The organism is Cupriavidus sp. C2SS-8b (assembly GCF_057073745.1).
Map to the genome: position 1 here is coordinate 547,442 of NZ_CP172716.1, position 16,395 is coordinate 563,836.

Consider the following 16,395-nt stretch of genomic DNA (forward strand, 5'->3'; position numbering starts at 1 on the left):
CCGCAAAGCAGGCCAGACAATCGCTGCTTGCATCGCAAGGTGCAAGGGGAGGAAAGTCCGGACTCCAAAGGGCAGGGTGTTGGCTAACAGCCATCCACGGCAACGTGCGGAATAGGGCCACAGAGACGAGTCTTGCCGCCAGGTCTTCCTGGCGGGAAGGGTGAAACGCGGTAACCTCCACCTGGAGCAATCCCAAATAGGCAGGCATCGAGGCGGCCCGCTGAGCCTGCGGGTAGGGAGCTGGAGCCGGCTGGTAACAGCCGGCCTAGAGGAATGGTTGTCACGCGCCGCCCGCCGCAAGGTGCGGTGGCGTGCACAGAATCCGGCTTATCGGCCTGCTTTGCACTTATCTTCCGATGTTTGCCCCGGCCAGTCTCGGACTGCCCGGGCATCCGCACTTCGTCAGCCTTCGACGATTTCCATCGTGTGGGTAATCTCTGCGGTCTTGGCGATCATGATCGACGCCGAGCAGTATTTCTCGTGCGAGAGCTTGATGGCGCGCTCGACCGTGGCCGGGTTCAGGTTCTTGCCGGTCACCACGAAGTGGAAATTGATGCGGGTGAAGACCTTGGGGTCTTCGCTGGCGCGCTCGGCTTCGAGCTTCACGCTGCAGCCGCTGACTTCCTGGCGGCCGCGCTTGAGGATCAGCACCACGTCATAGGCGGTGCAGCCGCCGGTACCCAGCAACACCATCTCCATCGGACGCGGCGCCAGGTTATGGCCGCCGCCTTCCGGTGCGCCGTCCATGGCGACGATGTGCCCGCTGCCGGTCTGGGCGACGAAACTCATGCCCTCGGTGCCCATCCATGTCACTTTGCATTCCATTTTGTTCGTTCCTGTTATCTGAGTCGTATGTTTGCGGTCACAAGCGCGTGATCTTGAATCTTGCTTTTTCCAGGATACGGCATCTTAAAGTGCTGGCGGATGATGCCGATATCCCTAAGGAAACTGAGGGTTTCTTCTAATGTGTCAGTCAGGTGACAGCGTGGTTCGCTGATCAAGTTACTGATTTTAAAAGAAAAATATCAGCTTTTCGTCGAGCGGTCTTCATCCCATGATGTGGAATCGCATTTCGCACTGCAAATTTCTCTTGCATCAGGGATTACCCCATGTATAATTGCTTTCATTGAACGACGGCGCAGACAGCGCGCCAGAGTGCGAAAACGAAGCCACCGGCCCAGTCCTCCGCACCACCCGCATTGAACACCGTCGATCTCCCAGTGTCTCCTCCACCCTCCTCCTTTGGTGGATTCAAACCCAGGCCTCAACCGGCTTGGGTTTTTTTTCGCCTGTACCCGGCAAGTGCATCAAGCGCCTCGGCCCGTCGCATTCATTGTCAGCGGCGGTATGGCGATCTTGACGAAATCCCTTGACTTTGCTTGTGCCCGGCTCGCGTTCGACAGTATAATCTACGGCTTTTCCGCCATGCCCGCGGGAAGAGAAGTAGGGAGAGCCTGCGAAGACAAGCAGGAAGGCCAGGTCCACAGGATCGGCCGACGAGATTTGCAGGGGCGAGTACAAGCCTTCGCGAGTCAGTAAATCGGGCAGTTCTCTAATAGTCAGGAAAAATCATGAAGACCTTTTCCGCCAAGCCTCATGAGGTAAAGCGCGACTGGTACGTGATTGACGCGACGGACAAAGTCCTCGGCCGTGTTGCCAGCGAAGTGGCACGCCGTCTGCGCGGCAAGCACAAGCCGGAATTTACTCCGCACGTCGACACGGGTGATTACATCATCATCGTCAATGCAGCCAAGCTGCGTGTCACGGGTACCAAGGAAACGGACAAGAAGTACTATCGCCATTCGGGTTACCCGGGCGGTATCTACGAAACGACGTTTGGCAAGATGCAGCAGCGCTTCCCGGGCCGTGCCCTGGAGAAGGCTGTGAAGGGCATGCTGCCGAAGGGTCCGCTGGGCTACGCGATGATCAAGAAGCTGAAGGTTTACGCCGAAGCCGAGCATCCGCACGAAGCGCAGCAGCCCAAGGCGCTGGAAATCTAAGGAGGCCAATCCATGATCGGTAACTGGAATTACGGTACTGGCCGCCGCAAGAGCGCCGTGGCACGTGTCTTCATCAAGTCGGGCAAGGGCGATATCATCGTCAACGGCAAGCCCATCAAGGAATACTTCGCTCGCGAAACTTCCCTGATGATCGTGCGCCAGCCGCTGGAACTGACCGAACACGCCGCAACGTTCGACATCAAGGTCAACGTTACCGGCGGCGGTGAAACCGGCCAGGCCGGTGCCGTCCGTCACGGCATCACCCGCGCCCTGATCGACTACGACGCAACGCTGAAGCCCGCCCTGTCGAAGGCTGGCTACGTCACCCGTGACGCGCGTGAAGTCGAGCGTAAGAAGGTCGGTTTCCACAAGGCACGTCGCCGCAAGCAGTTCTCGAAGCGCTGATGTGTGTTCGCCGGTCCGGCATTGCCGGATCGCGCGAAGCAAGAAAGCCGCACGCTGGTCGTGCGGTTTTTTTTCGTCCGTGGCGGAGGGGAGCGGTTCCTGCCTGCGGAAAAAGTCACAATTTTGGGCCCTACTTTTGTGGGGAGAATGACTGCTTCACCGATTACAATGCGCCCCGCATGTTGACGGCAGAGCGCTTTAGAATCCATCAAGGAGTGAAGGATGTTGTTTTCCAAGAAGAAGGGGCTCTCGATCGATACGCTGATCGGTGAAGGCACCGCCATCGATGGCGATCTGGTGTTTTCGGGTGGCCTGAGGCTCGACGGCAAGGTGCGTGGCAATATCCGCGCCGCCGGAGACAAGCCCAGCATGCTGGTCATCAGCGAAAAGGGCATGGTGGAAGGCGAGATCGCCGTCGGCCACCTGATCCTGAATGGCACGGTGAAAGGCCCGGTCCATGCGGGCGAATTGCTGGAACTCCAGCCCCACGCACGCGTGCTGGGCGAGGTGCGCTATGCCGCGCTCGAGATGCATCAGGGCGCATTGGTGGAAGGGCGGCTAGTGCCGCTGGGCCAGGAAGAACTCAAGACGGTCCCGAAACTTCTGGCCGCCGAAGGTGCCGAAGAGGACATTGAAGGCGCCGATGCCTCGCTCGACGTTGCCGAAGCCGGGAAAGCGGCCTGAGCGCCACGTGCAATCTTTCGCAGAAGCCCTTGAAAACCAAGGGTTTCGGCACGATTTTCCAGTAGCGCTTAGAATACAGGCGTATCTAATCAGGAGAACCCCATGAACGCAGTCGCAGAGGCACCCGTAACCGAGGACGTGCCGGCACCGTTCGTCTTTACCGACAGCGCCGCCGACAAGGTCAAGCAGCTGATCGAGGAAGAGGGCAATGCCGAGCTGAAGCTGCGCGTGTTCGTGCAGGGCGGCGGCTGCTCAGGCTTCCAGTATGGCTTCACGTTCGACGAGGAAGTCAACGAAGACGACACCACGATGGTCAAGAACGGCGTCACCCTGCTGATCGACTCGATGAGCTACCAGTACCTGGTCGGCGCGGAGATCGACTACAAGGAAGACATCAACGGCGCGCAGTTCGTGATCAAGAACCCGAACGCATCCACTACCTGCGGTTGCGGCTCGTCGTTCTCGGTCTGAGGTTGGACGTTGGAAAGGAAGCGCACCTTCGGGTGCGTTTTTTTTGGCTCTTTTGCGAATGGCGGGGGCGTCGTGCTTATCAGGCGGGGTTTGAGGTTTATGACTGGGTCGTCGCTCTTGGCAGGCGCCGCTGTTTCGCAGGCGTAGCCTGCGAGTCACTTTTTGTCCGAGCGACAAAAAGTAACCAAAAAACGCGTTGGCTTGTCCTAACGGACGAATATTGATCGTAGTGTGCGAAGAATTTCGTACGGGTATTCGCTTCAGAGAATGCCCGGCTGCCTGCCGCGTGGAGCGCGTCCGCCTGCAGGCTCTCCAGCAATGATTGAACCAGCCCCGAACCTGTCCGTGGCTCGACACTGCCCGCGATATCGCATCATCGCCTTCGGCTGCTACGCGGCGCACTAGTCGGAGGGCGGGACGACATCAACGGCGCCGATGCTGGTGCTTCCATTTGTTCCCGCCCTCGGTTTTCTGCTGAGTGCGCGCAGCGCAGCCTTAGGCGTCCTACTGAAGGCGGGGTTACGAGGGGCCACCAAGTAATCCGGGTTCGATCATTCGAGGTGTCTATCCTGATCATCTACGCGGCAGGCAGTGTGGCTATGCCCTTTACCGTCTTTACCCATTGAGCCGTTCGTCGACCACGTAAACGCGTTTCTTGGTGACTTCTTGTCGCTTGGACAAGAAGTTACTCGCCTGCTACGCCGGCGAAAGAGCCACGTCTGCCAAGAACGATGACCCGGTCATAACCAAAGCACCCCACCGGCTACGCGGTTCGAAACGAACCTGGCCAGTGTCCGATGGTGGGGTCAGCCTGGATAGATTGCGCCAAGCACGCGCGGACCGGCCGCGCCGGTGACGGTGGCGACATTGCCCGGCAGGCGCAGCAGGCACTGGCGCGCCAGCCAGGCGAAGGCGATGGCCTCCACCTGCGAGACCGGCACCCCGAAGTCTTCGGTCGTCTGCACGGACAGGCCGGGCAGGGCCTGAGCCAGGCGCCGCATGATGTAGCCGTTGCGGGCGCCGCCGCCGCAGACGATCAGGCGTCGCGCCTGGGGTGAGTGGGCCCGGACATCGCGCGCGATCGCCTCGGCCGTCAGCGCCGCCAGTGTCGCCTGCACGTCGGCCGGCGTCGGCTTGGGATTGCCGCGCGTCGCGAGGCGCGCTTCCAGCCATGCGGGATGGAACTGGTCGCGGCCCGTGCTCTTGGGCGGTGCGGCATTGAAATAAGGGTCGGCCAGGCATTCGGCCAGCAATGCGTCGTCGACGCGTCCGCTTGCGGCCCACGCGCCGTCGTTGTCGAACGGCATGCCGAGCTGTTCGCCGATCCAGTAGTCGAGCAGCGCATTGCCCGGCCCGCAGTCGAAGCCGATCACGGCGCCGCCGTTGCCGGGCAGCACGCTGATGTTGGAGATGCCACCGATATTGCAGATCACGCGCGCCTCGGCCCCGTCGCCGAACAGCGCCTGGTGCAGCGCCGGCACCAGCGGCGCGCCCTGGCCGCCCGCCGCCACGTCGCGGCTGCGGAAATCCGCCACCACGTCAATGCCCGCCAGTTCCGCCAGCAGCGCGGGATGCTGGCTTTGCCGCGTATAGCCGATCTTGTCGTAAAGGCCTGGCCGATGGCGGATGGTCTGCCCATGCGCACCGATCGCTGCAACATCATCCGGCTGCAGTCCCGCCTGTCCGAGCAGCGAGCTCACGCAGCTCGCATAGACGCGTGCGAGCGCATTGGCGGCCAGCGCCTCGCGATGGATCTCGTTGTCGCCGGGCTGCTGCAACTGGCCGAAATCCGCGCGCAGCGCCTCGGGGAAGGGTTCGTGCGCGGCGGCCAGCACCGCGGGGCGATCGCCGCTGAAGTCCACCAGCACGGCGTCCGCGCCGTCCATGCTGGTGCCAGACATGATGCCGATATAGCGGTCGCCGTGGGCGCGCATGGATTCTCCGGGCGGAGCGGCTGTCAGTTGGCCGCGGTAAGGACGTTATAGGTGCGCAGCGCGTTGATGCGGCTGAGCATGGTGCTGGTATAGCCCAGGAATTCCTGGCGCGACTTGCCGGTCAGCACAGGGGCTTCCATCAGCGATGCGATGCTCAGCGGATTCTGCGGCACGTCGTTGAGGCGGAACTCGTAGTGCAGGTGCGGCCCCGTGGCCCAGCCGGTCTGGCCGACATAGCCGATGACCTGTCCCTGCGCTACCCGCTGTCCCTGCTGCACGCCGGCAAAGCCGGACAGGTGCGCATAGTAGGTCGAGTAGCCGTTGGCGTGCTTCAGGATGATGATGTTGCCGTACCCGTTCTGGCTGCCGACAAAGTCGATCACGCCTTCGCCGGTAGCCAGCACCTTGGTTCCCGTGGGCGCGGCGAAGTCGACGCCCTTGTGCTGGGTCCATGCGTGATGCAGCGGATGATCGCGGCCGCCGAAGCCCGACGACACGCGCGAGAACTCCACCGGCGAACGCAGGAACGGGCGCTTCATGCTGCGGCCGTCGAAGGTGTAGTAGGCGCCGTTGCTCTCGCCTTCGGGCGCGAACCAGAGCGCCTGGTGGAGCTGGTTCCGGTTGATCAGCTCGATCGCCACCACGCGGCCGTTGCGGATGAATGAGCCGTCCTGGAAACCGGCTTCGTAGATGATGCGGAAGCGGTCGCCGCTGGCGATGTCATGCTGGAAGTCGATCACGCCGGAGAAGATCGACAGCATCTGGTGCACGATGTCGTCGGGCACGTTGGCCGCGTCCATGGCCTTGAAGAAGCCGCCCGCGGCAATCGAGCCGGACGCCATTTCATAGCGCAGGTCGTTGTCGACGTTCTGCACGCGCGCCTTGTAGCCCGCCGTGCCAGTTGCCTTTGCCGGCCCGGCGCGCTCGATCACGAGTTCGCGCGAGGTTGCGGCGTCGCCGCCCAGGTTGGCCTGCAGCGACACCAGCATATTGCTGTCGTCGATCTGCGCCTGCACGGTCTGGCCCGGGTTGAGGTTGAACAGCCCTCGCGCGGTCGGGTTCTTCAGGATGAACGCCTGCGCGTCGGGATCGTCCACGCCCAGGCGGCGCAGCAGCGACGCAATGGTGTCGCCGCGCTGCATGCGCTCCTGGCGCACGTAGACGGCATCGGAATCGACATCGACAAGCTGCGCGAGCTGTTCGCGCACATCAGGCATGCGCAGCGTCTCGTTGACGCGCGGCGCATCCGGGTCGTTGAAGGCGCTGCGGGGCGCCACGCCCATGGCGGCAGCCATGCCGAGCGTGAAAATCGCGCCCACCGAAGCGGTGAGCTGCTTGCGCCGTCGCGCGTGCTGGGGGTTGGTCGGGTCGACGAGAACCACCAGCTCACGCGCGAAAACTTCGCGGAGTCTGGACCACATCACGTAAAATTCAGCCTTGGTCTGGGCACCGCTGCCGCGACGATGTCTGTCGTCTGCCTTCCTCCCCCGAGGTGCGGCGCGTGCTATTCAAATTTATTTGCCACCTGGTGTCGGCACTAGAATGGCGGGTGGCGCGCGGGCTTGGTACCGCTTGGCGCCGGGAAGCGCGGATTATACCAAGAATCGGCCCGGGGCCGAGTGGCGCATCCGCCAAATTTTCATGTATTTCAAAGACTTACGTCATGACTGAAGCATCCTCCGGCCCCGCGGCCAAATATCCCCTCACGCCGTCGGTCATGCACGCGCTTGAGGTCTCGAAGCGTGGCTGCGACGAACTGCTGATTGAAGCCGAATGGGCCCAGAAGCTGGCCCGCAGCGAAGCGACCGGCGTGCCCCTGCGCATCAAGCTCGGCCTGGACCCCACCGCACCCGACATCCACATCGGGCACACCGTGGTCCTGAACAAGCTGCGCCAGCTCCAGGACCTGGGTCACCAGGTGATCTTCCTGATCGGAGACTTCACCTCGACCATCGGCGACCCGTCGGGCCGCAACAGCACCCGGCCGCCGCTGACGCGCGAGCAGATCGAGACCAACGCCCAGACCTACTACCGCCAGGCCAGCCTGGTGCTCGACCCGGCGCGCACCGAAATCCGCTACAACAGCGAATGGTGTGACCCGCTCGGCGCACGCGGCATGATCCAGCTGGCCGCCAAGTACACGGTGGCCCGAATGATGGAGCGCGACGACTTCACCAAACGCTTCCGGTCTGGGATTCCGATTTCGGTCCATGAGTTCCTTTATCCACTCATGCAGGGCTACGATTCTGTTGCGCTGAAGTCCGATCTGGAACTCGGCGGCACCGACCAGAAGTTCAACCTGCTGGTCGGGCGCGAGCTGCAGAAGGAATACGGCCAGGAGCCGCAGTGCATCCTGACCATGCCGCTGCTGGTGGGCCTGGACGGCGTCGAGAAGATGTCGAAGTCCAAGGGCAACTACGTCGGCGTGACCGAAGCGCCCAGCGAGATGTTCGGCAAGCTGATGAGCATCTCGGACGACCTGATGTGGCAGTACTACACGCTGCTGTCGTTCCGCCCGCTGGCCGAGATCGACCTGATGAAGCAGGAAATCGCGCTTGGCCGCAACCCGCGCGACTGCAAGGTGATGCTGGCGCAGGAGATCGTGGCGCGCTTCCACAGCCAGGCCGATGCCGAGAAGGCGCTCGAGGACTTCAACCACCGCGCGCGCGGCGGCGTGCCGGACGACATCCCGGCCGTCAGCCTGGCGGGCGCGCCGCTGGGCATCGCACAGCTGCTCAAGCAGGCCAACCTGGTGCCGTCCACCTCGGAGGCCAACCGCAATATCGAGCAGGGCGGCGTGAAGATCGACGGTGCCACGGTCAGCGACAAGGCCGTCAAGGTGGCAGCGGGCACCTACGTGGTCCAGGTGGGCAAGCGCCGCTTTGCCCGCGTGACGCTGGCCTGAGCCGGACGATGATCGCACTGATCCAGCGCGTAGCGCAGGCCCGGGTGACCGTCGGCGGCCGCACCACCGGGGAGATCGGCGCCGGGCTGCTGGCGCTGGTCTGCGCCGAGCGCGGCGATACGGAGGCGCAGGCCGACCGTCTGCTGGCCAAGATGCTGTCCTATCGCGTGTTTTCCGACGCGGACGGCAAGATGAACCTGCCGGTGCAGAATATGGACGGCAACGGCGGTGCGGGTGGGCTGCTGGTGGTGTCCCAGTTCACGCTGGCGGCCGATACCAACAGCGGTACCCGGCCGAGCTTCACGCCTGCGGCGTCGCCCGAGGACGGGCGCCGCCTGTACGAGTATTTCGTCGAGCGGGCGCGCGCGTCGCTCCCGGACGTGCAGACGGGCGAGTTCGGGGCGATGATGCAAGTGAGCCTGACCAACGACGGACCGGTGACGTTCTGGCTGCGCGTGCCGCCGCCCGGCAACGCCTGAGCCCGCCGCAGACCGTTGCAGCCCGGACAGACAGCAGGAAACCACGATGGCCGCGTCCGCGCTGGCCATCCACAGACAGGAGAGACAAATGAAACTCTGGAGCAAGTCCTTCGCCGACAACACGCCGATTCCCGGCGAGTTCGCCTTCTGCGTGCCCGACGCCGATACCCACGTGGCGCTGTCGAGCAACCGCAATCCAGACCTGCATTGGGAAGACGCGCCGGCCCAGACGCGGTCCTTCGTCCTGATCTGCCATGACCGCGATGTCCCGAGCAAAGGAGACGACGTCAACAAGGAAGGCCGCGAAGTGCCGGCATCGCTGCCGCGCGTGGACTTCTACCACTGGGCGCTGGTCGATATTCCGCCGGGCCTCACCACGATCGCCGCCGGCTCGCACAGCGACGGCGTGATCGCGCGCGGCAAGCCGGGACCCGAAGCGGCCGGCGGCACGGCCACCGCCGGCGGCCTGCGCCACGGCATCAACGACTACACCGGCTGGTTCGCCAATGACGCCGACATGAAGGGCGACTACTACGGCTACGACGGTCCGTGCCCGCCGTGGAACGACACGCTGCTGCACCACTACGTGTTCACGGTTTACGCGCTGGATCTGGAGCGAGTGCCGCTGGACGGCAAGTTCACGGGCGCCCAGGTGCTGGAAGCCATCCGCGGCCATGTGCTGGCGCAGGCCAGCCTGACGGGCACTTACACGCTCAACCCCAAGGTGGCCGGCTGAGGTCGTGTGCCCGGCGTCCGCGCCGGGCAAGGAAACGCAAGGAAAGGGCATGTTGCAAAGCTCCGGGCCGCATTCGCTGGCCTACACGCACCTGATCGTGATCCGTCATGGCGAGACGGCCTGGAACCGCGAGCGCCGGCTGCAAGGCCAGCTCGACATCCCGCTCAACGAGACTGGCGAAGCCCAGGCCCGGGCGCTCGCCGCGGCGCTGTCAGGCGAGCCGATCGACGCGGTCTACTCCAGCGACCTGGGCCGCGCCATGCAGACGGCGTCGCCCCTGGCCGAGGCGCTTGGCCTGAAGGTGAGGTCGGAGCCGCGCCTGCGCGAGCGCAGCTACGGCACCCTGCAGGGCAAGACCTACGCCGAGGTCGCCGAGCAACTGCCCGAGGACTTCGCCCGCTGGCAGGCGCGCGTGCCCGACTACGCGCCGCCGCAGGGCGAGTCGCTGGCGCAGTTCCATGATCGCGCGGTCGAGATCGCACTGTCGTTGTCGCGCCGTCATCCGGGCGAGCGCATCGCGCTGGTGGCCCACGGCGGCGTGCTCGACTGCCTCTACCGCGAGGCCACCGGCATGACGCTGGAAGCGCCGCGCCAGCATGAACTGCTCAATGCCAGCATCAACCGGCTGCGTAGCGACAGCCATCACCTGACGCTGGCCCAGTGGGGCGATGTGACCCACCTGGAAGCGCTGGCGCTCGATGAAGTGGACCGGCGCGTTCCCTGACGGGACGCCACGGGCAGGACGCCGGCCTCAGACGCGCAGGCGGAACGGCGTGAAGTTGGTGTTGCGGTCGTACCAGTCCTCGTTCTCGGCGCGCTTGAGGAAGTTCACGACCTTGTACGTGACCGGCGTCATCACGACTTCCCAGCCGGTCTTCAGCACATACTGCGCCACCGCAACCTGGAGCACCTTCTCCAGCGGCCAGATCCCGTAGAACGCAATCACGTAGAACAGGGACGAGTCGACCAGCTCGCCGGCCAGCGTCGAGCCGATGGTGCGGGTCCACAGCCAGCGTCCGCCTGTCCACAGCTTCATCTTGGCCAGCACATAGCTGTTGGCGAAGCTGCCGCAGCAGAAGGCGATCAGCGACCCTAACGCGATGCGCCAGGTATTGCCGAATACGTCTTCGAGGCTCTTCTGGTAGTCGGCCATGAACGGCGCCACCGGCATGTGCAGCACCACCAGGCTCATGAACGTCGCAAACGCCAGGGCCGCGAAGCCCGCCCACACCACGCGGCGGTCGCGGCCATAGCCGTAGACCTCGGTCAGCACGTCGCCAAAGATGTACGAGATCGGGAAGAACAGCACGCCGGCCCCGAAGGTAACTGGCCCCAGCAGTGGGACTGTCACTTGCGCCGCCTTGGCGGCCCCGATCAGGTTGGAGCACAGCAGCACGGTGACGAAGGCCACCATGACGAGATCGTAGTAACGGTAGACGCGCCCGGTATGGGTGGAGGCGGCTGTGGGGGCGGTGGGCAGGGCGGACATCGAGGTTCCCGGTTGGGCGGCGCTTTCCGCGCCTGCGTTTTTGGCGCGATTATGCCAGCCGGAGACGTGCCTTGCCGTGCAGCAAGAAAAATCCCGGCCGTAGCCGGGATGCAGTAGTGTGCCGGGCCCTGCGGCTATGCAGCCGCGGGTCGGCGCCACCGGATCAGATATCCAGTTTGGAGATCTTGGCGCCGTTGATCGACGCATCGAACATCAGGCCAGCATTGGTCTGCACGAAGCCCACCACCGGCTGCTGGCTGGTCAGGGTATCGAGCTGGCCATTGGCGCCGATCTTGGCGAGTGCCACGTTCGCATCGGCGCCTGCCGTCCAGCCCTTGCTCGACACGAACTTGTTGTACGCCTCGGGCGTCATGAACATGATGATGACGGCCTTGGACTGGCCACCGGCGGTCAGGCCAACTGAAGCTTGCGCGGTGCTGTAGTAGCCCACGGTCGAACCGTGCGAGCGCAGGGCCCCTTCGCCGTATTCGCCACCGACCACCAGGCCCGCCGAGATGACGCGCGGGAATACCAGGATGCCCTGCGCGCGATTGGCAAGTTCGTGCGAGCCCTTGGTCGAGGAATACAGGCGGTTCAACGCGCCATCCACACCCGCATCGATTTCCTGTCTTTTCGCTGCCGGATCGGACGAGGCCTTGGTGCCTGTCGTCGTGCAGCCAACCGTGAACGCGGTGGCGACGAGCAGCCCCGATCCGGCAACCCGGGTAACAAAATGGCGTCGATTCATAGGTAACCTCCTGGTGGGGTAAAGTACCGCGTCTGGCTTGGTGGTCAATTGGCTGCGGATGCAGCCGGGGCTCTGACCGTGATGGCTACGACTTCACGATAGACGATCTTTGCCATCTGGCCACGCTGGATCTTGCTGAGATCGATGGCAGGATCTTCTACCTTGACTGTGCGCAAGGTTTCGCGCGGGCCCCGGAACGTGACCAGGTGCTTGGCCGGCTCGACCTTCGTGATCTCTGCCGTCACCGTGGTGGTGACTTCGCGCATGATGCCGGGCTTGCTGCCTTCGGCCGCGCGCGAGGTCCGCTCCACCGACTCCGCCAGCGCGGACGATTTGCTGTCCACCGGTTCCAGCGATGCCACGAGCGCCGCGCCACGCGCGATGGTGAGGATGTCGCCCTTGTGGATCTGGCCGAAATTCTTCACTTCGTCGCCGCCCACCAGTTCGACGACGTTGCCGCGCGGGCCTTGTACCAGCACAGCCTTGGTGTTCGGATCGATATCGATGATCTTGCCGCTGACGACGGCCTCCTCGGCAACGCCGACCGGAGCCTGCGGACGCTGGGCGTAGGCGCTGGTGGCGATAAGCATGGCAGCCGCAAACACCGCGACTGGCAGGGAGGACGGACGACGGATCATGGCTTTCCTTGGCGATGGTGAGGGGCCATGCCAATCGGCACGGCTGCCGGGGCACCCTGGCTTGGGTGCCGTTGAAGCCATTGTGGACAATCGGACATGGGCCAGCAATCCACTTCGAAAAAATTTGGGATGCCGGACAAAAAAGTTTAATTGGCGACCAGGGAGGCGCCAGGCCGGGGGTTATTGCGGCGCAGCAATCACCTCGATGGCTGGGGTTCCTCAGCCGGGCAGTTCGCCGGTGCCGCCGCTGTCGGGCGCTGGAAGGCCGAAGTGCAGGTAGGCCGCCGCCGTGGCGACGCGGCCGCGCGGCGTGCGTTGCAGGTAGCCCTGCTGGATCAGGTAGGGCTCCAGCACGTCCTCGATGGTGTCGCGCTCCTCGCCGATCGCCGCGGCCAGGTTGTCGACGCCGACCGGGCCGCCGCCGAACTTTTGCAGCACGGCCTCCAGCAGCTTGCGGTCCATCAGGTCGAAGCCCACGCCGTCCACGTCCAGCATGGCCAGCGCGGCATCGGCGATCTCGCGGCTGATGGTGCCGTCGCCCTTGACTTCGGCATAGTCGCGCACGCGGCGCAGCAGCCGGTTGGCAATCCGGGGCGTGCCGCGCGCGCGGCGGGCGATCTCCAGCGCGCCCTGCGGGTCGATGCGGGCGCCCAGCAACTGGGCCGAGCGCGTGACGATGCGAGCCAGTTCGCCGGCCGTATAGAACTCCAGCCGCGCCACGATGCCGAAGCGGTCGCGCAGCGGGTTGGTCAGCATGCCGGCGCGGGTGGTGGCGCCGACCAGCGTGAACGGCTGCAGGTCGAGCTTGACCGAACGGGCCGCCGGGCCTTCGCCGATCATGATGTCGATCTGGTAGTCCTCGAGCGCCGGGTACAGGATTTCCTCGACGACCGGCGAGAGCCGGTGGATTTCGTCGATGAACAGCACGTCGTTGGTTTCGAGGTTGGTCAGCAGCGCGGCCAGGTCGCCCGGGCGTTCGAGCACCGGGCCCGAGGTCTGGCGCAGGTTGACGCCCATTTCGCGCGCGATGATATGCGCAAGCGTGGTCTTGCCCAGTCCCGGCGGGCCGAACAGCAGCACGTGGTCCAGCGCCTCGCGGCGGTTGCGTGCCGCGTGCATGAAGATATCCAGCTGTCCGCGCACCTTCTCCTGGCCGACGTATTCGTCGAGCAGCTTGGGCCGCAGCGCGCGCTCGAACGCCTCTTCGTGCGAGGAAGCGGGCGTGGCGGCGATCACGCGGTCGGGGGCGGAGAACTTGTCGGTTTCAATCATGTCGGCGGCGTCAGGTGTCGCGCTATTTTACGCTTCACGCCTTGGACAGGGCCTTCAGCGCCAGCTTGATGCCATCTGAAACGCCCGTGCCGGCGGGCACCTGCTTGATGGCCGCGGCGGCCTCCTTTTCCGAATAGCCGAGCGCCAGCAGCGCGTTGAGGATATCGACCGCGTTGTCATGCATGGGGGTTGCGCCCGGCGCATGGCCGAGTTCCGCGCCGAGCTTGCCCTTGAGTTCGAGCAGCAGGCGTTCGGCGGTTTTCTTGCCGATGCCCGGCACGCGCGTGAGGCGCCCGGCTTCCTGCAGCGTGATGGCCTGCGCCAGTTCCTGCACGGACATGCCGGACAGCACCGCCAGCGCCATGCGCGCGCCGATGCCGGTGATCTTGATCAGCTCGCGGAACGTATTCCGCTCGGTCGCCGTGCCGAAGCCGTAGAGCAGGTGCGCGTCCTCGCGCACGATGAGCTGGGTCAGCAGCGTCACCGGCTGGCCGGTCGCGGGCAGGTTGTAGAACGTGCTCATCGGCACATCGATCTCGTAGCCGACGCCGTGGCAGTCCACGAGCAGGTGCGGAGGATTCTTCTCGACAAGGGTGCCGGCGATGCGTCCGATCATGGTGTTTGGGTTTGCTTTAGGGGTAAGGGGAGGGGGCGGGGTCGGTTCAACGGTCTTGCGGTCTTGCGGTCCTGCGGAAGGCCGCAAGTGTAGCCCAGCAGCGCCTCCGCCCCTCACGGGTTCCCGGCGTCGATGGCACGCCGGCCGAGCGCGGGGTCGTCGGTGAAGACACCGTCCACGCCGGCGGCGACAAAGGCCTCCACCTCGCGCACCATGCCCGCGGGGCTGCGCGTGGCGGCGTCTCCGCCAGTCTGGAAGGCCTTGGGCAGGAAGGCATTCTCGGGGCGGAACGTATAGGGATGCACCAGCAGGCCGGCCGCATGCGCGTTGCGCACGACGGCGGAAGGCGCGCCCAGGCCGCCGTGCGCATCGCGCGGCACCACGCTGTTCTTCTCGGGTCCGATGCCGTCGGCATAGGTAGCTACCTCGCGCAGGCCGGTCCGGGTCAGCATGTCGGCATAGGTACGCGTGTCGCCGGACAGCCGCCAGTCGGGCGGGGTCTGCTTCGGGTTGCCGATCAGTTGCACCAGCCTGACATTGGGCATGCCGTTGCCCAGGGCCCGGCGCACCTCGCGCAGGGCGCCGGCCTCGAAAGACTGGATGAAGATGGGCGCCTCGCGCAGGTAGGGCTGGCCGCGCAGTGCCTCGAGCAGTTTGTCTTCAAGCGGCTTGCCGATGCCGCGGAAGTAGCTCGGGTGTTTCAGTTCGGGATACAGGCCGATCTGCCGGCCGGTGCGCAGCGACGCCTGTTCGGCGAGCCGCACGATCTCGTCGAAGGTCGGGATCTCGAACTGGTCGTTGAGGCGGGCATTGGCCGGGCGCAGTTTCGGGATGCGCTCGCGGGCCCGCAGCGTCTTGAGTTCGGCCAGCGTGAAGTCCTCGGTGAACCATCCGGTCAGGCGTTCGCCGTCGATGATCTTGGTGCGCTTGCGGTCGGCAAACTGCGGCATCTCGGCCACGTTGGAGGTGCCGCTGATTTCGTTTTCATGGCGCGCCACGAGAACACCGTCGCGGGTGATGACGAGATCGGGTTCGATGACATCGGCACCGTCTTCGATGGCCTTGGCATACGCGGCCAATGTGTGCTCGGGGCGCAGCGCGCTGGCGCCGCGGTGCGCGATGACCAGCGGTTTGCTGGCCGGTGCGGGCGCGGGGATTTCTTTGGCTGCGGTGGTAGGCTTGGGTGCGGAAGGCGGGGGCAGCTTCGTGGCGCAGCCGGCCAGCATGATGGTTGCCAGGGTTGCGGGAAGACAGATTCGGAAGCGGAGCATGGCTGAGGGTTCGTGGCCGCCGCGCGGCAAATGCCCTCGATTGTAAGAGACGGGAGTGTTGGGCTCTTGCCGCGGTATTTGTCAGCCGATCAGCCGCCCGCGGCGCACGCGCATGCCCTTGCGGACGAGGTCGGGGGCCAGGCCGGACAGCGTGCCCAGCGTGTCGCCGCCGTTGGCGTGGCAGATGGCGACGCCGAGAGCATCGGCGGCATCGGTGCTCGGACGCCCCGGCAGGCTCAGCAGTCGCATCACCATCTCCTGCACCTGCTCCTTGTTGGCGCGGCCATAGCCGACTACGGCTACTTTCAGTTGCAGGGCGGTGTATTCGAATACCGGGAGGCCTTGCCCCACCAGCCCACAGATCGCCGCGCCGCGGGCCTGGCCTAGCAGAAGCGTTGACTGCGGGTTGACGTTGACGAACACCTTTTCGATCGCCGCGCAGTCCGGGGCGTAAGTGCGGGCTACCTCGCTGATGCCGTCAAACAACGTCTTCAGGCGCGCAGGCAGGTCAGTGTCCCCATTGCTCTTGATGGTGCCCGAGGCAATGTAGGAAAGCTTGTTGCCATGCTTTTCTAATACGCCAAAGCCGGTGGTGCGGAGGCCGGGGTCGATGCCTAAAATGCGCATTTGGGGAGGGCTGGTTTTTGGGGCTATTTGGGATGGGGGAGTGCTTGGCAGGCGCCGCTGTTTCGCCGGCGGAGCCGGCGAGTCACTTTTTGTCCGAGCGACAAAAAGTAACCAAAAAAC

The 16,395-nt window shown here is 64.6% G+C and carries 18 protein-coding genes and 1 other RNA gene; 9 read left to right on the top strand and 10 right to left on the bottom strand.

Features of this window, described 5'->3' with window-relative positions; genetic code table 11:
• Nucleotides 1-4: 4 nt before the first annotated feature.
• Nucleotides 5-346: RNase P RNA component class A (gene rnpB / locus ACIGJB_RS02500), an RNA gene on the top strand.
• A gap of 56 nt (nt 347-402) precedes the next feature.
• On the opposite strand, the gene ACIGJB_RS02505 is transcribed toward rnpB, so the two are convergent.
• Nucleotides 403-825, bottom strand: a complete 423-nt coding sequence (locus ACIGJB_RS02505; protein WP_483731247.1) for an OsmC family protein — start codon at nt 823-825, stop codon at nt 403-405.
• Between the two features lie 746 nt (nt 826-1,571).
• Here ACIGJB_RS02505 and rplM point away from each other — a divergent pair.
• The 4 genes from rplM to erpA all read left to right on the top strand — a co-directional run bounded on the left by rplM (nt 1,572) and on the right by erpA (nt 3,560).
• Nucleotides 1,572-2,000 carry a 50S ribosomal protein L13 gene (gene rplM, locus ACIGJB_RS02510; protein ID WP_010813907.1) on the top strand — a complete coding sequence of 143 codons (429 nt, stop codon included), beginning with the start codon at nt 1,572-1,574 and terminating at the stop codon, nt 1,998-2,000.
• Nucleotides 2,001-2,012: 12 nt separating this feature from the next.
• Entirely contained in the window at nt 2,013-2,405 is a 393-nt protein-coding gene (gene rpsI / locus ACIGJB_RS02515) for a 30S ribosomal protein S9 (RefSeq protein WP_483710445.1), read from the top strand.
• A 222-nt stretch (nt 2,406-2,627) separates the two neighbouring features.
• On the top strand, nt 2,628-3,089 hold the full coding sequence (locus tag ACIGJB_RS02520; protein ID WP_483731248.1) for a bactofilin family protein: 462 nt from the start codon (nt 2,628-2,630) through the stop codon (nt 3,087-3,089).
• Nucleotides 3,090-3,191: 102 nt separating this feature from the next.
• Nucleotides 3,192-3,560 (top strand): iron-sulfur cluster insertion protein ErpA, encoded by a 369-nt coding sequence (erpA, locus tag ACIGJB_RS02525; RefSeq protein ID WP_010813904.1) that lies wholly within the window; start codon nt 3,192-3,194, stop codon nt 3,558-3,560.
• A gap of 806 nt (nt 3,561-4,366) precedes the next feature.
• Here erpA and ACIGJB_RS02530 read toward each other — a convergent pair.
• Entirely contained in the window at nt 4,367-5,494 is a 1,128-nt protein-coding gene (locus ACIGJB_RS02530; RefSeq protein ID WP_483731249.1) for an anhydro-N-acetylmuramic acid kinase, read from the bottom strand.
• 23 nt (nt 5,495-5,517) lie between these two features.
• Entirely contained in the window at nt 5,518-6,915 is a 1,398-nt protein-coding gene (locus ACIGJB_RS02535) for a peptidoglycan DD-metalloendopeptidase family protein (RefSeq protein WP_483731250.1), read from the bottom strand.
• Nucleotides 6,916-7,157: 242 nt separating this feature from the next.
• Between ACIGJB_RS02535 and tyrS the strand changes: the two genes are divergently transcribed.
• From tyrS to ACIGJB_RS02555, 4 genes are all read left to right on the top strand, one after another.
• A complete protein-coding gene (tyrS, locus tag ACIGJB_RS02540) occupies nt 7,158-8,399 on the top strand; it encodes a tyrosine--tRNA ligase (protein ID WP_483731251.1) in 1,242 nt (413 codons plus the stop codon).
• An 8-nt stretch (nt 8,400-8,407) separates the two neighbouring features.
• Nucleotides 8,408-8,878: a D-aminoacyl-tRNA deacylase gene (dtd, locus tag ACIGJB_RS02545; RefSeq protein ID WP_483731252.1), complete on the top strand. Its 471-nt coding sequence runs from the start codon at nt 8,408-8,410 to the stop codon at nt 8,876-8,878.
• Between the two features lie 88 nt (nt 8,879-8,966).
• Nucleotides 8,967-9,614, top strand: coding sequence for a YbhB/YbcL family Raf kinase inhibitor-like protein (locus tag ACIGJB_RS02550; RefSeq protein ID WP_483731253.1), 648 nt, complete (start codon nt 8,967-8,969; stop codon nt 9,612-9,614).
• A gap of 49 nt (nt 9,615-9,663) precedes the next feature.
• Nucleotides 9,664-10,338 carry a histidine phosphatase family protein gene (locus tag ACIGJB_RS02555; RefSeq protein WP_483731254.1) on the top strand — a complete coding sequence of 225 codons (675 nt, stop codon included), beginning with the start codon at nt 9,664-9,666 and terminating at the stop codon, nt 10,336-10,338.
• 27 nt (nt 10,339-10,365) lie between these two features.
• On the opposite strand, the gene ACIGJB_RS02560 is transcribed toward ACIGJB_RS02555, so the two are convergent.
• The 7 genes from ACIGJB_RS02560 to ruvC all read right to left on the bottom strand — a co-directional run bounded on the left by ACIGJB_RS02560 (nt 10,366) and on the right by ruvC (nt 16,275).
• Nucleotides 10,366-11,103, bottom strand: coding sequence for a queuosine precursor transporter (locus ACIGJB_RS02560; protein WP_483731255.1), 738 nt, complete (start codon nt 11,101-11,103; stop codon nt 10,366-10,368).
• A gap of 163 nt (nt 11,104-11,266) precedes the next feature.
• On the bottom strand, nt 11,267-11,851 hold the full coding sequence (locus ACIGJB_RS02565; RefSeq protein WP_483731256.1) for a BPSL1445 family SYLF domain-containing lipoprotein: 585 nt from the start codon (nt 11,849-11,851) through the stop codon (nt 11,267-11,269).
• 44 nt (nt 11,852-11,895) lie between these two features.
• Nucleotides 11,896-12,489 carry a hypothetical protein gene (locus ACIGJB_RS02570; protein WP_483731257.1) on the bottom strand — a complete coding sequence of 198 codons (594 nt, stop codon included), beginning with the start codon at nt 12,487-12,489 and terminating at the stop codon, nt 11,896-11,898.
• Between the two features lie 219 nt (nt 12,490-12,708).
• Nucleotides 12,709-13,761, bottom strand: coding sequence for a Holliday junction branch migration DNA helicase RuvB (ruvB, locus tag ACIGJB_RS02575; protein ID WP_483731258.1), 1,053 nt, complete (start codon nt 13,759-13,761; stop codon nt 12,709-12,711).
• A gap of 34 nt (nt 13,762-13,795) precedes the next feature.
• Nucleotides 13,796-14,377, bottom strand: a complete 582-nt coding sequence (ruvA, locus tag ACIGJB_RS02580) for a Holliday junction branch migration protein RuvA (RefSeq protein ID WP_483731259.1) — start codon at nt 14,375-14,377, stop codon at nt 13,796-13,798.
• A gap of 113 nt (nt 14,378-14,490) precedes the next feature.
• Nucleotides 14,491-15,648, bottom strand: coding sequence for a glycerophosphodiester phosphodiesterase (locus tag ACIGJB_RS02585; RefSeq protein WP_483731260.1), 1,158 nt, complete (start codon nt 15,646-15,648; stop codon nt 14,491-14,493).
• A gap of 81 nt (nt 15,649-15,729) precedes the next feature.
• The gene (ruvC, locus tag ACIGJB_RS02590; RefSeq protein WP_483710461.1) at nt 15,730-16,275 is read right to left on the bottom strand and encodes a crossover junction endodeoxyribonuclease RuvC; all 546 of its coding nucleotides are present in this window, start codon (nt 16,273-16,275) and stop codon (nt 15,730-15,732) included.
• Nucleotides 16,276-16,395: the final 120 nt, after the last annotated feature.

Bases quoted from the DNA above. Each gene is read 5' to 3' on its own strand.
- ACIGJB_RS02505 (WP_483731247.1), bottom strand. From the start codon at position 825: ATGGAATGCAAAGTGACATGGATGGGCACCGAGGGCATGAGTTTCGTC.
- rplM (WP_010813907.1), top strand. From the start codon at position 1,572: ATGAAGACCTTTTCCGCCAAGCCTCATGAGGTAAAGCGCGACTGGTAC.
- rpsI (WP_483710445.1), top strand. From the start codon at position 2,013: ATGATCGGTAACTGGAATTACGGTACTGGCCGCCGCAAGAGCGCCGTG.
- ACIGJB_RS02520 (WP_483731248.1), top strand. From the start codon at position 2,628: ATGTTGTTTTCCAAGAAGAAGGGGCTCTCGATCGATACGCTGATCGGT.
- erpA (WP_010813904.1), top strand. From the start codon at position 3,192: ATGAACGCAGTCGCAGAGGCACCCGTAACCGAGGACGTGCCGGCACCG.
- ACIGJB_RS02530 (WP_483731249.1), bottom strand. From the start codon at position 5,494: ATGCGCGCCCACGGCGACCGCTATATCGGCATCATGTCTGGCACCAGC.
- ACIGJB_RS02535 (WP_483731250.1), bottom strand. From the start codon at position 6,915: ATGTGGTCCAGACTCCGCGAAGTTTTCGCGCGTGAGCTGGTGGTTCTC.
- tyrS (WP_483731251.1), top strand. From the start codon at position 7,158: ATGACTGAAGCATCCTCCGGCCCCGCGGCCAAATATCCCCTCACGCCG.
- dtd (WP_483731252.1), top strand. From the start codon at position 8,408: ATGATCGCACTGATCCAGCGCGTAGCGCAGGCCCGGGTGACCGTCGGC.
- ACIGJB_RS02550 (WP_483731253.1), top strand. From the start codon at position 8,967: ATGAAACTCTGGAGCAAGTCCTTCGCCGACAACACGCCGATTCCCGGC.
- ACIGJB_RS02555 (WP_483731254.1), top strand. From the start codon at position 9,664: ATGTTGCAAAGCTCCGGGCCGCATTCGCTGGCCTACACGCACCTGATC.
- ACIGJB_RS02560 (WP_483731255.1), bottom strand. From the start codon at position 11,103: ATGTCCGCCCTGCCCACCGCCCCCACAGCCGCCTCCACCCATACCGGG.
- ACIGJB_RS02565 (WP_483731256.1), bottom strand. From the start codon at position 11,851: ATGAATCGACGCCATTTTGTTACCCGGGTTGCCGGATCGGGGCTGCTC.
- ACIGJB_RS02570 (WP_483731257.1), bottom strand. From the start codon at position 12,489: ATGATCCGTCGTCCGTCCTCCCTGCCAGTCGCGGTGTTTGCGGCTGCC.
- ruvB (WP_483731258.1), bottom strand. From the start codon at position 13,761: ATGATTGAAACCGACAAGTTCTCCGCCCCCGACCGCGTGATCGCCGCC.
- ruvA (WP_483731259.1), bottom strand. From the start codon at position 14,377: ATGATCGGACGCATCGCCGGCACCCTTGTCGAGAAGAATCCTCCGCAC.
- ACIGJB_RS02585 (WP_483731260.1), bottom strand. From the start codon at position 15,648: ATGCTCCGCTTCCGAATCTGTCTTCCCGCAACCCTGGCAACCATCATG.
- ruvC (WP_483710461.1), bottom strand. From the start codon at position 16,275: ATGCGCATTTTAGGCATCGACCCCGGCCTCCGCACCACCGGCTTTGGC.